Raw genomic sequence first — 20716 nt, forward strand, 5'->3', positions numbered from 1 at the left:
GCAATTTAGTTAGCTTGCCGCCGAAGCGACTTTACTAATATACCATGTTAGCAAAACTGAGTCAACACTTTTTTAAGAAAAGTAGTTTCCAACAGCTCGACTTACATTTCGCAGCAGCGTGAGAATGTTGTTATCTCAATGCGACTGCTTATATATAATAACACCCTGCCAAATAGGCGTCAATATGTTTTTTAAATAAATTATCAGTTTCGCTCTCTTTGCTCCTTCAGTCATGTTCGTCTCTTTACTATAGAAGAAAGCAGGCTCCCAATTGAGGAACCTGCTTTAAAGATCTTTATTAACCTTTTGTTATTTTAATGATGTTTTCTTCAGCCACATCGACAGATCCCTGTTTTGTAATCGAGATCGTTTCACCTTCAGCAAGGTTCGTAAAGACAATTGGCGTAATTGTAGATGATGCGTTTTTCTCTATATAATCCAGATCCGCTTTAAGGAGCGGCTGACCTTTTTTCACTCGCGCGTTTTCTTCCACAAGTGTTTCGAAACCCTGGCCTTTTAAATTCACCGTATCGATTCCCACATGTATGAGGATTTCACGGCCAGCATCAGAAAGGATTCCAATTGCATGCTTTGTCGGGAAAAGGTTGACGATTTTCCCATCGACTGGGGACACAATCGTACCTTCAGATGGAACTACAGCAAATCCGTCGCCCATCATTTTTCCGGAGAATACAGCGTCCGGCACTTCCGTGATGGATTTGATTTCCCCTTTAAGCGGAGAAACAAATGTTTCTTCACTTAGGTTTGTACACTGAGCATCCGGGCTTGCCTCATCTATTTCAGCAACTGGTTTAGCTGTAGCAGGACGAGGTTTCTTTCCGCTCATAATATCTTTCATCTGGCCTTTGATTGTTTCTGAACGCGGCCCGAAGATAGCCTGAATGTTATTGCCGACTTCTAACACCCCGGCAGCACCCAACTGCTTGAGTTGGTTCTTGTCAACTTCTTTAATATCTTTTACAGATACACGTAGACGGGTTATACAAGCGTCGAGATGTTCAATATTATTTTGGCCGCCCATCGCTTCAAGGATATTGTAGGCAAGGTCTCCCCCTTTTCCTGAACCAACTTGATCCTGGTTCTCCTCTTCTGCTTCACGTCCCGGTGTCATCAGGTTGAACTTGCGGATAGCAAAGCGGAATCCGAAATAGTAGATGAAAGCGAACACGAGTCCGACCGGAATTACGAGCCACGCATTTGTCTGCGGGTTAATTAACCCGAACAAAATATAGTCAATTAATCCCCCAGAGAAGGTCATGCCGATTTTGACATTCAGTAGATGCATCGTCATAAATGAAAGACCTGCAAAGATAGCGTGGATACCAAATAGGACTGGTGCCACGAACAAGAATGAAAACTCGATTGGTTCAGTGATCCCTGTTAGGAACGATGTCAATGCAGCAGATGCCATCAGGCCACCAACAACAGCTTTTCTTTCAGGGCGGGCTTCATGGTAAATAGCTAGAGCGGCTGCAGGAAGACCAAACATCATGAATGGAAACTTCCCAGTCATGAATGTACCTGCAGTAAGGTTTTGGACATTATCGGTGATTTGCGCCATGAAAATACGCTGGTCTCCGCGAACCACTTCTCCTGCTTTAGTTAAGTATTCCCCAAACTCATACCAGAATGGAGAGTAGAAAATATGATGCAGGCCGAATGGAATAAGTGCGCGTTCAATGACCCCGAAAACAAAGGCTGACAGAGTCAGGTTAGCATGTACCATATTTTGCGAGAAGGCATTGAGCCCACTCTGGATTGGCGGCCAGATGATCATCATGACTAATCCAAGTAAAACTGCAGTAGCGGCTGTAACAATCGGGACAAACCGCTTTCCAGCAAAGAACCCAAGATAGGAAGGAAGTTCAATTTCATAAAATTTGTTGTAAAGTGCGGCGGCAATTATACCGACAATGATTCCTCCGAATACTCCGGTTTGGAGTGTTGGAACTCCAAGGATGCTTGCATAGTTCAGTCCGTTGACATCCTTCGGTTCAATGCCAAGCACTGTACCCATGGTGACGTTCATAATTAAATATCCAATAATTGCTGCCAGAGCTGCGGTACCTTCCCCGCCAGCGAGACCAACCGCAACGCCGACCGCGAAGAGAAGCGGAAGATTGCCGAATACAATATCTCCGGCCCTCTGCATTACGGATGCAACCAAGTCAACTCCACCGTTATCAAGGAATGGTGCGAGATCCAGCAAAGCAGGGTTCCTTAGTGCTGCACCGAGAGCGAGCAGGATACCTGCTGCCGGCAAAAGAGCAACCGGAAGCATCAAGGCTTTACCGACTTTCTGCAGCACGCCAAAAGCTTTTTTGAACATAATAGACATACCTCCTGAAATATTTTCAACCCATTAAGCGTTTGCAAAAACCATCAGCCAAAGAATGAATCAGGTTATGATATGTTCTTTGGAGCGCGGACAGCCCAATAAAAAAGGCATGAGCAAGAAAATAACCGAATGAGGCTACGGAAGTAATATACCCACAAAAGGGTATTTTATCCTCCAATAGCACCATCAAGATTATCTTCATTACTCATGCCTGATCGTATCAGTAACACGTAATAAAAGATTATGCCGTTATTTTATTTTTTTCTGAAGCCTCTGTAAGTGCATCGTCAAGTAGACGGCCTCGGCTTCAAAGACAGGCTGCTTCAGCTGCTGCTGCATTACCTTAATGAGTTTCCAAGAAAGATTATAGCACAGCGGATATTCTTCTTTCAATAGTGCTGCAATTTTTTCTGGTTCTTCCACTTTTTCGCCATTTTTAACCCTTTCAATCGCGAACCGCAGATGCCTGACAAGCCGCATGTAGTCAATGCTATCCTTATCAATATTGATGTTCAGCTGTTCTTCAGTCATATCTATCAGGTCTGTAATAAGTTGTGAATGCTGGTTGATTTCGGAAAGTTCCGTGTTCGTGAGGGCGCTGTGTATATGAAGCGCAATAAAGCCTGTCTCACCTTCAGGCAGAAAGACATCTGCCCGCTCACCAAAAAGCTCGATTACTTCTTTGGCAATACTGTACTCTCTTGGATAGAGAACTTTCGTTTCGATTAGGAAAGGGTTACGGATTTCCATTCCTTTGGCGATGCGGTTTACCGCAAACATTAAATGGTCTGTCAGAGCAACGTGGATATGCTCGTTCAGAGGAACACCAGCCCTGGTTTTGATCAGTTCAATGGCGAGAATGATGACTTGCTGCAATTCTTCCTCAAGATACGGAAGGAGTTTGATATAATTTTGCTGCTCTTTTTCATTTTTCAGTACAAAAACCTTTTCCGCTGCGGATGCATCTAAATAGTCTTGGCGGTTTCGGTTAAAACCGATGCCTTTTCCAATTAGGACGACTTCCCCATAATCGGAGTGGTCAGCAATAACGACATTATTATTAAGCACTTTATTGATGATCATATTCGCCATGTTCATTCCCCGCTTTTATCCATTTAAGAGAATATCCCTATCATCTTATAAGAGCAATAAGAGGAAGTCAAACTGCGGCCCTCAGAAAGATATAAGCGCCTACCCTCTACTGAAGGTCCAGGAACTGGCTAGTTAGTGACCGAATTATATAAATTCACACGCCATATCCATAAAAAAAGGACAGGGCTTGAATGCCCTGTCCCACCCCCTGCTATTCTGTCAGAAAGATAAAGTATAAAAGGAAAATGATGAAAAAGACGTACATGATCGGATGGACTTCTTTTCTGCGTCCCTTCACAAGCATGGTTACCGGGTAAAAAATGAATCCGGCGGCAATCCCTGTGGCGATGCTGTAGGAAAGAGGCATTGTGATCATGGTTAGGAAAGCTGGAACCGCAATCTCAAATCGGCTCCAATCTATTTTGCCAAGGGATGAAACCATTAGGACACCGACGATAATGAGTGCTGGTGCAGTTACTGGCGCCGTGACAACCGAAAGCACCGGGAAGAAAAACAGCGACAGAAGGAAAAATCCCGCAGTGACCAATGATGCAAATCCTGTTCTTGCCCCGGAAGCGACACCCGCGGAAGACTCAATATATGAAGTTGTGGTGGATGTACCTAGAACCGAACCGACAATCGAAGCAATCGAATCTGCGAACAACGCTTTCCCGGCATTCGGGAGCTTATTGTCTTTCATCAATCCCGCCTGGTTTGCCACAGCAACAAGTGTCCCGGCATTATCAAAGAAGTCAACGAACAGGAATGTGAGGATGATGCCAAGCATGGTTGATGTATAGAAAGAACTGTCGCCAAATGAAGAGAATACCGCACCGAAAGTTGGTTCAAGGCTTGGAACAGCCCCAACAACCTTCTCCGGCACGTCGATTAGATTGAACACCATACCCACGACAACTGTCAGTACCATTCCCAGGAAAACAGCACCGTTCCAGCCTCTGGTCATCATGATCACCGTTATGACAATCCCGAAGATCGCCAAAAGAGTGTTGCCGCTGCCCAGATGTCCAAGTCCAACGAAGGTTGCGTCATTGCTGACGATAATACCCGCATTTTTCAAACCAATAAACGTTATGAATAATCCTATCCCGGCACCAACAGCATGTTTGAGTTCAACCGGAATGGCATTGATAATTTTTTCGCGCAAACCTGAAATGGTCAAAAGAAGGAAGAATACACTTGAAATAAAGACCGCACCAAGTGCATGCTGCCATGGCGCTCCGTTGCCCAGCACAACTGTATAAGCGAAGAATGCGTTCAGCCCCATACCAGGCGCAAGCGCAATTGGATATCTTCCGAGCAGACCCATAATAATGGACCCAAGAGCAGCAGCAAGCGCAGTCGCCGCAAACACAGCACCATAATCCATCCGTAAGGCGTCCGGCAGATCCTTAACATCCGCAAGCGTCAGTGTGATTGGATTGACAATGAGAATATACGCCATTGCCAAAAATGTTGTCATGCCGCCAATGAACTCGCGGCGGTAAGTCGTCCCAAGCTCTTCGAACCTGAAAAATTTCTTCATTTTTATTTTCCCCCATATCAATTTGATCGTCCTTGCGGTAATATCCGGCCGAATCTCAACCAAAAACGCCTTTTCAAAAAAGAAAAGCGCCCTGCTTGCCTGGGCGAGTACGATTCATGCAAAAGGAGACGGGGGTAAAAGAAAAAATAAATGCAATACGAACCCGTTCTTTCACAATCAGCGTAGTCAAGCTCTTTACGGCAGCTTGGTAGAAACTTTTGGGCCATATCCCCAACATTATACGACAATATGTGATAATATCTTAATTTCACCTTCAGTTTAGCAGGACTTTTTACACAAGTCAATCAAAAAAGCGAACATTATAGAGGTCTTACCTCTTAACGTTCGCTTTTCGTATGATTTAGCTAAGGTCTAGATGACCGTACTGCCTGTTTTTCTATTCCCATTCAATTGTTGCAGGCGGCTTGCTCGTAATGTCGTAAACGATGCGGTTTACATGACTGACTTCATTGACGATCCTTGTAGAAATAATCTCAAGGACATCCCAAGGAATTCTTGCCCAGTCAGAAGTCATACCGTCAATCGAAGTAACGGCACGGATGCCGATTGTATAATCATATGTGCGGGCATCTCCCATTACGCCAACACTGCGGATGTCCGGCAGAACGGTAAAATACTGCCAAATATCGCGGTCTAGTCCAGCTTTCTTGATTTCCTCCCTAAGGATGGCATCAGATTCACGGACAATCTCAAGCTTCTCTTCCGAGATAGCGCCAAGAACACGGATTCCAAGTCCTGGCCCTGGGAAAGGCTGACGCCAGACGATGTCATCAGGAATCCCAAGCTCTGAACCAAGCGCACGGACTTCATCTTTAAACAAAGTGTTGAGTGGTTCAATCAATTTAAACTGCATGTCTTCAGGCAATCCGCCGACATTGTGGTGTGATTTGATTGTCTGTGCAGTGGCTGTTCCGCTCTCGATAATATCAGTATAGAGCGTTCCCTGTGCAAGGAAGTCGATACCTTTTAGCTTTACAGCCTCGTCATCAAATACATAAATGAACTCATTGCCGATGATTTTTCTTTTCTGTTCCGGATCTGACACTCCCTCAAGCTTGCTGAGGAATCGTTCCTGGGCGTCCACCTTAATCACATTCATATTAAAGCCATCTGCGAATGTTTTCATCACGCCTTCTGCTTCGTCTTTCCGTAAAAGGCCGTGGTCAACGAAGATACACGTTAGCTGATCACCGATTGCTTTATGGATGAGAACGGCCACAACAGATGAATCCACACCACCGCTCAATGCGCAGAGAACTTTTTTGTCGCCGACTTCGTTCCTGATTTTTTCAAGCTCAATTTCGATAAAGTTTTCCATCGACCAGTCGCCTTTGCACTGGCACACGCCAAGAACAAAGTTTTTCAGCAAGTCATTGCCGTATACGGAATGGCGAACTTCCGGGTGGAACTGGACCGCATATAGCCCGCGGCTTTCGTCACTCATAGCTGCAATTGGGCACGAAGGATTGGTTCCATCAACCGTAAATCCTTCCGGAGCTCCAGTCACAAGGTCTCCATGGCTCATCCAGACAGTTTGCTCAGCTGGCGTATCCGCAAAAAGCTTGCTCTCATTTTGAAGGGTTAACAATGCTTTGCCGTATTCCCTGTTTTTCGCACGCTCAACTTTTCCGCCAAAATGCATAGTCATCAGCTGCATTCCGTAGCAGATCCCCAGAATCGGCAGCCCGAGGTCAAATATTTTCTCATCGCAGCGGAAGGAGTCTTCCCCGTAGACACTGTTAGGGCCACCAGAGAAAATGATTCCCTTAGGATTCATTTTCTTTATTTCTTCTGCAGTAATAGTATGCGGATGGAGTTCGCTGTACACACCAAGTTCCCTGATCCTTCTCGTAATCAGCTGGTTGTACTGACTGCCAAAGTCCAAAACGACAATTATTTCCTGATCCAGTAATTCACTCTTCAAAAAAAGTCACCTCATCCTCAAAATTCCTAAAGCATATAAAAAAACCAGAATTCTCCTTTATCATTTCGAAAAAGCAGAATTCTAGTCTGAAAACCCTGAAAAAGTCTGCCTTCATAGTCAAATCATTTAGGGTGATTTGGTAGAAACTTTCGATCCATATTATCGAGTTTATACGAAGGAAATTCGGTCATTCAATTTAAAATCATTGTACCAGTATAACAAATTTCTGGTCAAGCACCAGCTTTTTTCATCAACTTTTCCCAGCTGTTCCGCATTTGCTCCCATGTTCCTTCATCCATGGACCCCCGGTACACGTAATGCTCGTAATTTCCGGTCAGCCTCCCCATATCGCCTGTCTCGAAAAAGGCGTCAACATAGCTGGCATAATCCCTTAGCGTCTGGTCTTTACTCCGCTTCAGTCCATAGCGCTCCAGCTGCTTCAGCAAACTGATGTAAGCCCGCGGGAAATGGGTGTCATTTTTTCTTGGCTTGTAAAGCAGGACAAGAAGCCTCGGCAGCCACTTCCTCCTTTTCCAGTAAACCACGCTCCCAAAACCGGTTATGCCAATCAGAACACCTGTTATGGCTTTCCCATTCTCTTTCAGGAAGACTTTTGTTCCTTCAGCCCTAGTTTTTTCATTAGAGGATGAGGTTCTTCCTTCTTCCTGCTTGTCGAGAAGCTCCTGCTTTTTCGGCGCAGACACTGGTACAGGCTTCTGCTGTGATGATGCGCTCACTTCCCGATCATTCTCAACGGTCTCGCTGAGCGGTATATTATTTGAGAAACCAGGTGTCGGTTCAAACGGAATCCACCCAATACCTGGAAAGTACACCTCCACCCAGGAATGTGCGTTATTGTTCGTTACTTCATAAAGCTTCTTACCATCCTGGACCTCTTCCATGTACTCCCCGTCCGAATAGCCCTTCACCCAGCGAGCTGGAATATTGATGGACCTAAGGAGCACTGCCATCGACGAAGAAAAATTGTCGCAGTATCCCCGCTTCGTTTCGAACAGAAACTGGGCCGCATAATCATCCTCCATGTCAGGGACAGCGACATTTTCCTTATCATATTGAAAGCCGTTTGAACGGAAATACTCTTCAATGGCCTTTGCCTGTTCATACCACGTCAACTTCCCCCTGACAATTCGGTATGCCAATTCTCCTACCTTCTCGGGCAAATCTTGCGGGAGCTGTGTGTACCTCTTCATCATTTTTGGAGTCAGGTAGTCATCCTCCTGAAAAACATCCGGGGGGCCATTCCGATAATCAACGCTGGATTTTAAATCACTGACAGACAGTTCAGGTACCTGAAAATGTACATTGTACACCCGGGAGGATACTGGTTTAAAACGATTCACTGTCCCAATTTTTTCTGTAATAGGGTCGGCACTGAAAGAGTATCCTTCCTTCGTAATGACCTGCCTTGTTCCGAGAGGATAGACGACATGAGTGTAACTGGATTTCGAATAGACGGTGCTCGTTTTCCATTCAAAAGTGCGATCATTGTTAAAAGGACGGAAAGGAGTCTCTTCGCCGTCATCAAATTTCAGCGCATCCCTTGCCCCTTTCGATACCCCCCATCCTTTGCCTGTATACACATCTTTTGTTTCTACCTTCCAGTAATGGCTGTCATCTGCTTCATAACTGAATACGGTTCGGTCATCACCGGCAAACGGCCCGCCCAGCTTTGAATCATCCTCTCCGTAGCCAGCTTTTTTCAATACGCTTTCATCCCTCCCGCTTCCCTCCTGATAGGATTTCAGGAACGGGACGGGGTCCGGCCATATTGGATCTGCTTTTGGAGCCGCATAGCCAAAAGCCGTGCTGCCGGCAATCATGACCGCCAGCGGGACTAGCCACTTCCCGGCAGAAATCGGCTTCTTTTCCATACCTTCATATCCTGCCAGGCGATAATACGTGAGGACTCCCATAACAGCGAAGCCGCCGGCGACCGTCCTGACGATTGCAGCATCTCCATTATAGGAAGAAAAAGTATCAAGCACAGTAATATAGACAATCGTCATGAGGAAAAAAGCAAAAATTCTCCTTGTTCCTGACAGCCAGTATTGTATCAAGAAAGTGATGAGCCATAGCAACAAAAAGAAGAGCAGTGTCCGAAAGCCGTCAGTCAGCTGAGACCACTGAGAATTCCAGAGTAAGGACAGGTTCTGCTGTAAGTCTTTCGCCAGCCCCCCATGACCATCAAGGGAAATAAATACAAGAGCTAAATAAATGTACACAGCCTTGACCAAAACCGCCAGGAGAAGCGGCACGGAGAAATAGTAGAATATTAAGGACAGGAGGATAAAGGCCAAAAACACTCCGATATGCCCGGTTTTTGTCAATTCCTCCAAAGGCCTGATCCACTCCCATACCAGCATGAAGCTTAAAAGATAAAGGAAAAGGATAGGAAGCTCCATCTTTCGGGATGCCTTCATGATCTCTTCACCTCCGTGAAAGCCTCCTTGAAGCGGCCCTTATAAACCGGAACTACTTTGATTCCCCGCGCAATCGCAGCGGAGCTTGCATCCTGTTCAGCCTTAGTGAGCGTTTCTCTTTCATTTTTAATGAAGAAAATGGTAACACCTCCATTGCGGAGAGCTAAAAGCCCCGCTTTCTCAAGGAGTTCCTCATCGATTTTCGCGGTCACAAGCACAAAAACTTGGTGCTTGCGAAGCAAAAAGGCCTCTCTCTCCAGAATTTGCCCAAATGACACCGTGCTCCTATCCCGGATTTTTGCTAGGTGGTACATGATTTCCGGAAGACGGGGTTCCCCCGCATTCAGTGAAAAGAAGGCCCGGTCCGGTGCCAGTGTAAGCAGGCTGGCTCCAGCTCCTTTTTTATGAATCCCCTGAAGAAGCGATGACGTAAATGATACAACGGTCTCAAAATAAGAATTCTGTGTACAGTCCATGACGACCATTACCTCATGAGACTGCCCTTGTTCAAATTCTTTCGTCATGAACTCGTTCCGTTTTGCGGTAGCTTTCCAATTGATCCAGGAGAAACGGTCACCAGGCTGGTATTCCCTGACACCAACAGACATGGAAGAATCCCGGTGAATTCTTTCACTGGAGGCTACCATTCCATGGTCTAGCCGAATTTTCCCCGGGCGGTACTCGATTTCTTCATGTGCTGGATAGACGATGATTTTTTCTTCAATCGGGACAAACCACTCTGTTTCGATCAAGCCGAGCGGATCGCCCGTCTTCACATGCATCCCACCGAAAGTGTGCTCGCCACGCGGAAGGTCCTCAACCATATAGTTAAACCGGATTTTTTTGCGAAAAGCAGGCAATACCATCTTTTTGGGTGTATGAATTGTCGGAGCTTCCGATGCATGGTTAAACTGTTCTCCCGCAATTAGGTAATAAAGCGGGAAAGCATATCGCCTATCTAATGTAATGACTGCTTCCATGGATTCACCCGCGTAGAATTGATGTCGCTGTAACTCCCTGTTTCCTGAAAAATCTTTTAGCGGGTAGGCGAAGAGGGCGAGTGCATACAGGGCGAAAGGCAGGAAGCTGTAAAATAGAAACCAGCTGACAAAGCCGCCCTGGAACATGGCGTATGAAAAAGCCAACATCATAAGAACAAGCAGGACCGCAAGCTTCCAGACTGTTTTCATGCGGCGAAAAGGTAATGGCCTCATTACTTCGCAAGCCTCTGCACTGGCACCGGAACCTTTGCCATGACTTGAGAGACGACTTGTCCTGCGTCCGTCCCGCTGAATTTGGCTTCGGATGTCAGGATGATGCGGTGTTCGAATACAAACGGTGCGAGGTACTGGATGTCATCAGGGAGAACATAATCTCTGCCATGCATATAGGCGAATGCCTGTCCCGCTTTCATCAGGCTGATAGAGCCGCGGGGGCTGGCCCCGAGATATACGGAAGGATGGGCCCGTGTCCTTGTTGCAAGTTCAACAATATATCTTTTAAGCGAATCATCGACATATACTTCTTTCATCCTCTCTTGCATTCCGCGCAGCTCTTCAAGGCTGACAACGGGCTGGAGGTCCTCTATCGGAGGATGATGCTGCGCGCGAGTCAGCACCTCCATTTCATCCGCTCGTTCAGGATAGCCCATTTTCATTTTCAGGAGAAACCGGTCCAGCTGAGCTTCCGGCAGCGGATACGTTCCTTCGTACTCAATCGGGTTTTGAGTCGCCATGACAAAGAATGGTTTTTCCAGCGTGCGTGTGACACCATCAACCGTGACGCTGTTCTCCTCCATGCCTTCCAGCAGGGCGGACTGTGTCTTCGGAGAAGTACGGTTAATCTCATCAGCAAGGATGATATGCCCCATAATTGGCCCCGGCCTGAACTGAAATTCGGCAAGCTTCGGGTTAAAAATCGAAACGCCTGTCACATCGGAAGGCAGGAGATCCGGTGTAAACTGTATCCTCCTGAACTCAGCGCCAACCGACTTCGCCAGTGCTTTGACCATCATCGTCTTCCCTACGCCAGGAACATCTTCAAGCAGCACATGCCCGCCAGACAGCAGCGCCACAAGGCTCAGCATAGCCACATCCCTTTTCCCCGTCATCACCTTCTCGATATTCAAAACGATTTTCTCCACAGCCGGATTCAATTCCTGCACCGCCCCGCTCCCCCTTCATCTATAAAAAAATAAGAATAATTGAATTAATTGCCAATCTATCTAATTATACGATATTTAGAGAGCTTTCTGTTGAATTATTAAAATAATTCCAATGATTTTGACTACAAAAAGGGGCCTGACCCCCGGTAAAGTAGAGCGCTAACGCAACAAAGGGTGCCTGACCCCCGGTGCGGTAAAGTATTAACGCAACAAAGGGTGCCTGACCCCCGGTGCGGTAAAGTATTAACGCACTGGGGGTCAGACACCCTGCTTTTTTCTTGATTGTTCTAGTCGATTTAAATGATCCATTCCTCCCAAACATCATTTAAGGCGTGACCTCACGAAATGTATGTAATAGAAAACTCGATGCATGAACAACGCCCCACTTAAACCCATACCACACTTCCGAGACAGTTAAACTGAACGTAACAGACCCGAATTGTGTCAATATTTATTCAAGCAGGAAGGAAAAAGAAGACCATTTATGGAAGTGCAGCTTATTAAGAAATAACAAACCACTTTGTCCAAGTGCGAACCACTAAATGTGAATTAAACTGACGATGAGTTCGATACAACTTGTAGAAAAAATTGATCGATATATGGCTTTTTACCACCGCGATCAATTTTTGACGGTATACAGGCTTTCGCAGGGAATATCACCTTAACCGCATAATAAACGAACGTTTAATCTTTTATAAAGTACAACTACATGAAAATGAGCTGATTTTCTCCAATATCAGCGGCTCACGCATTATTAAGGGTCCAGACGTCCTAAAGTAGCTTAAAAGTAGTCCTTGGCTCGGACCTGCGCCCGAGATATCGACCAACTCCGGCAAGGTATCAACCAAACGAAGCAAGATATCGATCAAACTCAACCCGATATCGACCACTCCCCCCAATATATCAACCAATCGGTGCTGTGATCAGCATTTCTCAACTTTTTTTAACACCAATAGAAACTTTTCTACATAAAAAGACCCTGTGAAGTAGACTTTTTTTCAAGTCCTACTTCACAGGGTACAGTTTATTAATGCCTGGAGCTTGTTTTCCTATTTTTTCGGTTCCTCGATGCCTCCGGGAACCATTTTGGGGATCAGCAGTGCGAAAAGCACGATAACGAAAAGCAGGAGCAGCACGGCTAGCGTGATGATAACCCCTTTATTCGCTAAACCCGAATCGGCATTCTCCTCTTCATCATTTTGAAAGCCAGAAGCGTCTCCAGAGAATAGCTTAAGTTCTTTTGCTTTGGCAGTAATCGTGTTGTTTTCCATATTATTGCTTGTGAAGATACTCGTAAGTACTTCGTTATATGAATCCTTTTTCGGCTTAATGGAAAAAACAGTCTTCAATTGCTCTTCCAGTATCTTATTCTTTTTATCTGAAAGAGCCGCCTTGTTTTCGCTGGAGAAAAGCTTAAGTTGTTCAGCTTTCGCGGTAATCGTATTACTCTCTTTCTTGCTGCCTTCAAAAAGAGTGCTGATGACATCATTATAAGAATCATCTTTCGGCACGGACAATTTCAATCCGCGCTGCAGTTCAGACATCTGCACTTTTTTCTCAGTAAGTGATTTCTCGTGAAGTAGCTCTGTGTTTTTCTTAAACTCTCTTTGTTTATACTCATTCGGCGTGAGATCTTCAATTCCCGTCTCGGCCCTTGCTGAGAAAGCAGGGCCGAGCGAAAGGAAAATCAGTAAGAGAATCAGTTTTATTGCGAGATTACGCTTCATTCACCTGGTCACTTCCAGATTCAGCACGGGCATTCCGGATAGCAGCTGCTGCGAATGGAATCGCTGCAAGCACGGCAAGCATGATGACAAGGACTGTGACAGCCCCGCCAAACATGGATTGTGCCCCATACTGAATGGACATGTATACTTCGGACATTGGGTCGCTATAATCAATATTCGGAACCGTGAGCGCAAGAAGCGGGCTGACAAAGAACAGCACGAGCGCCACGCTTGCAATCCATCCCACAAAGTTCCCTAGTGCAAATCCAACACGGACAATGGCTGAACCTGCAGTAAGCAGGAGAATGGTGAAAATGGACCACTCTATTGATCTTTCTTCTCCAAGGTCATAGATGTTCAATCCAAACAGACTGATAATCAAGCCGACGATCAAGTTCAGCAGGATAAACATCGCTCCCTGAACAAGCAGCGGCGCATTCGAGAAGTAATGGCTGAAATAGCCGATCAGCAGGCTGCTGATCAGTACAATGACAAGAATAACAACAGGAGGAATCTTTTTCACTTCATCCTTCACCCCAGCCACTCCGTCAACATTCAACGGATTGGAAAGATGGTCGTATACATAGCCATTGTTTTGACCGTCAACAAAGGTATTGCCCATAACACTGAAAACATCATCCCTGATTTGCTTTGTTGTGGCCACATTGGTTGCCCACTTGCTATTCAGGGCATCTGCATCATTTTGAACGCTTTGAACCTTTCCTTGCAAAGTTCCTGTATAAGTAACAACTGTCTCCTGATTTCCTGCAAGAGAACTCATCCAGTCATTGATCCTTTGCATTTCCTGGCCAATCGATTTCTGGTGGGAAACAATTGTCGAATCATCCGCACCCTGATTAGGCTCAGGAGCTGGAGCAGAAAGCATGTCTGCAGGATTCTGGATTTGCTGCATCACCTTGCTGGCACTCTCCTGGATCGAAGACAAATCATTCATTATGCCGTCCTGCTGTTCGTCGATGGTTTTAGTGTAGTCAGCCAGGAACAACGTAAATTGATCCTGCAGCATGCTAAGTCCATCCTGTGTAGAAGGAAGATCTTTTCCGAACTTATCCCAAATACTCTTCTCACCTTCGTTTATGGCAAGCACCTTATTGATGCTATTCAGCAAATCCTCATTTTTCAGTACAGCGTCCTTATTAGGATTGTTTCCATCAAGCATACCCTCTAGAGTCGCTTCGTACTGCGTCAGATAGGAATAATACTTGATAATATGGTCAAGGTCCCTGCTGTTAATCTTTTGTTCGGTAAGCTTCTGAAGCCTTTCTTTCCGATCTCCTGACAGAGCAGGTGAAGCGAGGATATTTGCTTCCTTCTCCAATATTCCCGCAATCAGGTCATCAACATTTGCTGAAAATAGATTAATCTGCCCAATCAGCTTGCCGTTCTTTTCTTCCAGATCCGCTTTGGCTCCTTTTAGATTCCCATTTTCATTTAAAAGATCTGTATATAATTCTTCTAATGATTTGTTATAGATATACAGTTCCCCGTAATCCTCAAACAAGGCTTTTGCAAACCCGCCCAGTGCATTCGCTTCATTTTGCCTATCAGTCAGCTGGGTTTCCAGCTCGGTTGAGTTGGTCTCCAAATTTCCGAATAACTCCTCCGCCCTTTTCTTTTCGGGAGGTGTTAATGTTTCTAATAATGCAGTCAAAGAATTCTTTAGTTCCGTAGAGTCACCTTTGATTGCTGCCGTTCTGTTCTTTGCATCCTCTAGGCTAGGAGTATTAGGCAAAGCTAGTTTGGCAGGATCCTCGACTTCCGGCCTAGTGAGCGGAGAGTCATCCTCCCCAGGCTGGCCAGGGTCTTCTCCAGGTTCCCCTGGATTGTCTGGGTCCGGTTCAGTTGAACCTCCTTGTTCAAGCTCAGGCCTCAGTTTGCCCATGTTGTCCTCCAAGAGGTTGAGCGTAGTTGTATCCTCAAGCCTTTTATATTCATCCAGATAAGTTGATTGTACAGGCGCCATATCTTTAGCCTGTCGATCAACTTGGCTTTGTCTCATCGTTTCAAGCGCACTGAATGTATTCTTGTTGTCTTCCAGATTATCATTAACCTTTTGCATCCCCAATGCAACCGTATCCGTCTTTTCCGCAAACATGCTCTTGGTGCCTTCATGCCTTGGAACCTGGTTTTCAGTTGTCTTTTGGACAGCAGCAATGCTTTCATCCTGGATTTTTCCGAGGATTTCCTGCTGCTTGTCCTGGTAAATGCGATAGGCATCTACGTACTCGATAAACGAGGATAGATTTTGCTCGAATTGCTGGACGTTGCTTTGCCTGTCGGGAGCATCCGCTCCTGTCTGGCTGATGTCTGTGCGAATGCCTTCCAGCATTTTTTTCTGTTGTTCCAGCTCGGCCGCCAGATTTTTTGAACTAGGCTTGTAGAAAGCGACCATCGTATTTTGAAAAGAAACTTCTTTTTCCAGTATTTCATCAAATTCTCCACGGACATTTTCCATATCCATGGCTACATAGCTCCAGTACAAGGAAGCCATCTTTTTGTTTACCCTGTTTGTAGCCCGCTCAACTTCCCTTATCGCTCTTTCCTTGTTAATGGATGTGAGCTGGTTCTGCACCTTATAGCCGAAATCAGGCTTTTTTGGCTGCTGTTCATCATATGACATGATCTTTCGGGAAAAGTCAGATGGAATATAAACGACTGCGTCATATTTCAGGTTTTTCAAACCGTTTTCAGCAGCACTCCTGCCCAAAACGGTCCATTTGTAATCCGAATCATTTTGAAGCAAAGGGACAACCTCCCGTCCAAACTGGAGGGCCTCCTTTTCTTCATTCGTCCCGATGTCTTCATTGACCACTGCAATCGTTCTAGTGGAATTTTCTTTCACTTGCATCGGATTGTGTCCCACCGTTCGGAAAAAGGCAGCAGGTGTAACAATGATAAGAATAACGGCTGTTATCAATTTTAATAGATAGGCAGTTTTTGCCGTCATGAATGAACCTTCCTTTCCGTCGCCGACAGCGGTATTTGTATTTTCGTTTCTTTACCGTTCAGGACATAATAGCCGAAGCCTGGATGGATATCGTCTTCTTTTCGGCTGTAAGCAAGCGTGAACATTGTCTGCTCCGACTTCTTCATCAAAATTGCCGCCTGGCGGATTTGCTTGAGTTCGGAAGTCAGTGAGTCATACCCTTTCGACAGCTCGTTATGGTTACCTGACACGACTATATTAAAGCCAAGATGACTCGAGTTCCTCATCAGGTTCGCTACACGCTCCTGCATCATGCTGTCAAGCTGCTGGAGGAATCTTGTATAGCCGTCAATGACAAGCAGGATTGGCATCATGCCCGCAAGGCTGCCCCCGTGCTGCAAGCTTTCAAGATAAAGCTTTTCCCTCTCAGCAAGCTGCTGCTCTACTGTATCGAGCCATGAAGAAATTTGCTCCTTCGTCTCCACATATGAAATCCGCGGTTCGGAAGCGTAGGAAGACAACCCTCTGTCAATCGCATCAAATACTGCGATCGTGTCAGTTCCCTGATCCATTGCTGTATCAAGCACAACCTTCAACAAATTCGTTTTGCCTTTTTGCGCTTGTCCAAGCACCATCAAATGCTTTGTTTTGACAAAATCGACGCAGACCGGCTGAACCATTTCCTCGTCCAGGCCAATCGGGATGACTCCCGTTTCGGCAATCCCGTCTGTATATCGAGCAAAGCTTACTGTATTGAGCTCTGCCGGAAGCATTGGCACAGGAGCAGGTTCCTGGAAGCCATCGTATTTCTTCTTCAACAGTTCGACTTCATACTTGATCCCTTCCATTAGCTCGTAGTCGTCCTTCCCTTCAGCAGGGAGGAATACCTGACTGAAGTAAGCCTGTTCCTTCTTCACAATCGCCCTTCCCGGCATTGCTTCAAGAACAAAAGGAGCTTTTGTCCCTAGGATGGAGTAGGACTCCGTCTGGTCGAGCAAATAATGAACGATTTTTGTTTTCAGATTGTTCATCAGCGACTGACGGATTGCATTCGCTCTCGTTGCCGTAAAAATCATGTAGATGCCAAGCGATTGCCCGTCCCTTGCCAGCTGGTTGATCTGACTCTCAAGGTCCATCATTTCCTCTTTTACAAGGTCAAAATTATCTATCGTAATGAAGATAAGCGGAAGTTTTTCATCGCTGAGCGTATTGAACATCTTGATGCCGCTCACTTCTTCCCGTTGGAACATCTGCTTTCTCCTGGCGATTTCGTCCTTCAGCACCCTCATGAACTTCTCAATTTTTCGCTCTTCGTCCATCAGGAAGTAATCAGCTGTATGCGGAAGCTGCCTTAATGGGAGCAGCGAGCCATTTCCAAAGTCCATGATATAGTATTGTGCTTCTTCCGGGCTGTATTTTTCGGCAATGCCCAGAAGCAGCGTCAATGCTGTGAACGATTTTCCATAGCCGGAAGACCCAAATATACCAAGGTTGCCATCTTCCATCACAGAATAGGAGAATGGAGACTGACTTTGCTTTTCAGGCTCATCGATCATGCCCAATAAAATTTCGTCTTTGTTCTCATTGGCAAAAGCCGACCGGAAGATCCTCTCCGAGAGCGGCGGCAGCCAAGGACTGCGGAGCTTGACTATCCCCATTTTCGCCTGGACTGCTTCGATTTCATCAACAACCGCCTCGATATGTGTCACTTTCTCTTTCTTCTTGTGCTCTCTTGAAGCAACACCCGACAAAGGTATAAGACCGAGATCGGTGACAATCGCCACTTCATCTTCCGCTTCAAACGTTTCCTCGAGGTATGGCGCACCACTCCATGCCGACTGGAACAGCTCGTATACTTCGTTGTTCCCAACCTGCAGGTAACCCCTTCCGGTTACCGTAATGTTAGACGCATCAGAATTCTTCAGGATTTCCCGGCTGTCCTCCGCGTCCTGCACCTTCAGAGCTACCTTGAAGCGGGCATTACTCCAGATCTGGTTGTCGATCACGCCGCCCGGTTTCTGCGTCGCCAGGATGAGGTGGACCCCAAGGCTCCTCCCGATGCGGGCCGCACTGACGAGTTCCCTGATGAATTCAGGTTCTTCGCTCTTCAGTTCGGCAAATTCGTCCGATATTAAAAACAAATGCGGCAGCGGCTCTTCCGCCTTGCCTTGCTTGTATAAATCCGTATAGTCATTGATATGGTTGACCACATATCGGTCAAACAGCCGTTGTCGCCTTTTCAGCTCACTCTTGATGGAAGCAAGCGCCCTCTCTGAGAAGTTCTTACTGCCCTCAATGTTCGTGATCGTTCCAAGCAAATGCGGCATTTCCTTGAATGGCTGTGCCATCCCCCCGCCTTTGTAGTCAATCAGGAGGAACGCGACTTCATGTGGGTGGAAGTGAACCGCAAGTGACAAAATATATGTCTGCAAGAATTCACTCTTTCCTGAACCGGTTGTCCCAGCGAGAAGACCGTGCGGGCCATGCGCTTTCTCGTGAAGGTTGAGCTCAACGAGGTCATTCTTCCCTTTCAGGCCGATCGGCACGGCAAGCGATTTGGAAGATTCCCTTGTCTGCCAATTCTCCATAATCGGCAGTTCCGAAACTTCCATCGTATTGAACATCTCCAAGAATGAAACGCTTGTCGGAATCGAGTTCGTCATCCCTACTTGATGGTCAAGCGTGCGCAGCATCCGGGCAAAATTTTCGTTTCCTTCCCTTAAATGTTCATCAAGCTTGAAAGGTTTTTGGACAGCTTTTTTACCCTGGATGAGGATATCGCCATCATTGTCATTGATATAGCGGACAAGTGTATTGATATTATCCGACAAACTTTCCTTCGCTTCCGCCGCAAAGATGACCGAGATACCAAGCCCTGAATGATTTCCTTCAAGATACTCGAGAATGACATGGTCGGCGATCAGCTGCTGGTTCGATACAATAAAAACAAGGTGTGGCATAAAGCGCTTCTTCTCTTTATCTTCTTCCATGTCACGGTCCCTGATAATCTCGTATATCGACGATAACAGCTGGTCTCGCGTCTGGTCATTGTAGATAAAGCCTTTTGCATGTGCGTGGGGAAGCTGGAAATGCGGAAGCCATTTCATCCACTCCCATTCCGGATACTCTTTCTCATCAAAAATGAATACGAACCTTACGTCATGGTAGCTATGGAAAAAGCTTAGCTGCCCAATAATCTGGTGAATTTCTTTTTTGACGACAGACGGCTTGCCGACAAGTCCTACCGCGCCTTTTGAAAGATTAGCAATAACTGGGACATTATCAATTTCCCGGTATACTCTTTCCATCTGCTGCGACTGCTCAAGCAAATCGTCTATTTCCCGGTTGGACATATCCGATGAACTTAGCGATATATGGTAGCTTGACGGCACTTTCCCTTTCCCAAGACGGAATTCGAGAAAATCGACGCTTTCCGGTGTCCGTTCCCAGAGCCGGTCAGAAATTTCAGCCGTTAAATACTTCATCCGCTCAAAAGAAGGAAAATGGAAGGTCAGGAAATGGCGCTGCTTTTCAGCCAGGTCCTGAAGCTCCTGCCGTTTTGTTTCAAGGTAGCGGGTGTAAACAACGCGACGGCGTTCCTTCCGCTTTTTCTGCAAGCTTTTGTCTTTGAAGTATTGAACGGTCGATGTAACTAGCGTTGTTATGAACATTACCATGGAGACAATGATGAAAATCCCACGCGGACTGATAAGGGCTACGATCCCCATGACAATCAGCATCATAAGAGGAGGGAGGATAATCATCCATAATCCTCTGTTATGGTCGTCTCCTTCCTGAGAAGGGAATGAAAGGGAAACCTTGTCTTCTGGAAGTTCATAAACCATCCGCGGAGTCCGACGGTATAACGGATAAATTTTGCTCATTTCGGATTTCGGCTGTTTTGCATGTGGGAGGCTTGTTTCGAAATCTTCAATTCCGGTGATTTCAATCAAGTCATCATCAATCAGACGCAATTCCATAAACGGCCAGAGCAAAATGTCGCCCACTTTCAGTTCAGCCTGACCAGAAAGCTTTATCCCATTACGGTAAACCCGGCAATCTTCCGGGCTTACCGTCCAGCCGCCTGCGGTTTTTAAAAGAGCAAACGATCCTTCTCCCGACTGTGAAGTTTTTATAATATGGCCATGCCGTTCTTTTTCGCTAAGCGTGATTTCTTTTTGGGAGCCAATATAATAGGCCTCCCGAGTCAACGCATCGGCTGTGTAAAAAAGTGACAGGGATTGGCTTCCCTCATTCAGCCTAAAGGGTTCATTCCCGTTAAGTCTTCCAAGCTCACGGCTGCCTTGCCGGATGGAAAGCCCGCTGTCTTGTCTGATGATCTCAAGCGCGCCGTCTGTAAAGGGAAACGACTGCACCGTAAGTGTGTCGGAGAAGTCGGGCCCAATCGTGATCGGGCGAGCTATCTTTTCCTCCAAGGGAAGCTTTTGATAATAGTAGTCATGAAATAGCCACAGAATGCCCATTGTCTCACTCCCTC

The 20716-nt window shown here is 46.1% G+C and carries 10 protein-coding genes and 2 riboswitches; all 10 genes read right to left on the minus strand.

The features are described from left to right. Positions 1-298: 298 nt before the first annotated feature. Positions 299-2350: a glucose-specific PTS transporter subunit IIBC gene (gene ptsG / locus D1970_RS20605; protein ID WP_119114733.1), complete on the minus strand. Its 2052-nt coding sequence runs from the start codon at positions 2348-2350 to the stop codon at positions 299-301. A 258-nt stretch (positions 2351-2608) separates the two neighbouring features. Then, a complete protein-coding gene (glcT, locus tag D1970_RS20610) occupies positions 2609-3451 on the minus strand; it encodes a glucose PTS transporter transcription antiterminator GlcT (RefSeq protein ID WP_119114734.1) in 843 nt (280 codons plus the stop codon). 211 nt (positions 3452-3662) lie between these two features. Further along, a complete protein-coding gene (locus D1970_RS20615) occupies positions 3663-4994 on the minus strand; it encodes an NCS2 family permease (RefSeq protein ID WP_119114735.1) in 1332 nt (443 codons plus the stop codon). Between the two features lie 163 nt (positions 4995-5157). Further along, positions 5158-5259: riboswitch (purine riboswitch) on the minus strand. A 132-nt stretch (positions 5260-5391) separates the two neighbouring features. Beyond that, complete coding sequence (gene guaA / locus D1970_RS20620) at positions 5392-6939, minus strand: glutamine-hydrolyzing GMP synthase (protein WP_119114736.1); 1548 nt, start codon at positions 6937-6939, stop codon at positions 5392-5394. A gap of 94 nt (positions 6940-7033) precedes the next feature. Beyond that, a riboswitch (purine riboswitch) is annotated at positions 7034-7135 on the minus strand. A 34-nt stretch (positions 7136-7169) separates the two neighbouring features. Next, positions 7170-9380, minus strand: a complete 2211-nt coding sequence (locus tag D1970_RS20625) for a transglutaminase TgpA family protein (RefSeq protein ID WP_119114737.1) — start codon at positions 9378-9380, stop codon at positions 7170-7172. Beyond that, positions 9377-10594, minus strand: coding sequence for a DUF58 domain-containing protein (locus D1970_RS20630; protein WP_119114738.1), 1218 nt, complete (start codon positions 10592-10594; stop codon positions 9377-9379). Before D1970_RS20630 ends, D1970_RS20625 begins: the two co-directional genes overlap by 4 nt. After that, entirely contained in the window at positions 10594-11490 is an 897-nt protein-coding gene (locus tag D1970_RS20635; RefSeq protein ID WP_119114753.1) for an AAA family ATPase, read from the minus strand. Before D1970_RS20635 ends, D1970_RS20630 begins: the two co-directional genes overlap by 1 nt. Positions 11491-12593: 1103 nt before the next feature. Then, positions 12594-13271 (minus strand): type VII secretion protein EssA, encoded by a 678-nt coding sequence (gene essA / locus D1970_RS20640; protein ID WP_119114739.1) that lies wholly within the window; start codon positions 13269-13271, stop codon positions 12594-12596. Next, a complete protein-coding gene (gene esaA, locus D1970_RS20645) occupies positions 13261-16239 on the minus strand; it encodes a type VII secretion protein EsaA (RefSeq protein ID WP_119114740.1) in 2979 nt (992 codons plus the stop codon). The genes essA and esaA overlap by 11 nt, the downstream gene beginning before the upstream one ends. Beyond that, positions 16236-20702, minus strand: a complete 4467-nt coding sequence (gene essC, locus D1970_RS20650; protein WP_119114741.1) for a type VII secretion protein EssC — start codon at positions 20700-20702, stop codon at positions 16236-16238. The genes esaA and essC overlap by 4 nt, the downstream gene beginning before the upstream one ends. Positions 20703-20716 lie beyond the last annotated feature (14 nt).

This window comes from Mesobacillus zeae (genome assembly GCF_003570705.1).
GTDB classification, from domain to species: Bacteria; Bacillota; Bacilli; order Bacillales; family Cytobacillaceae; genus Mesobacillus_C; species Mesobacillus_C zeae.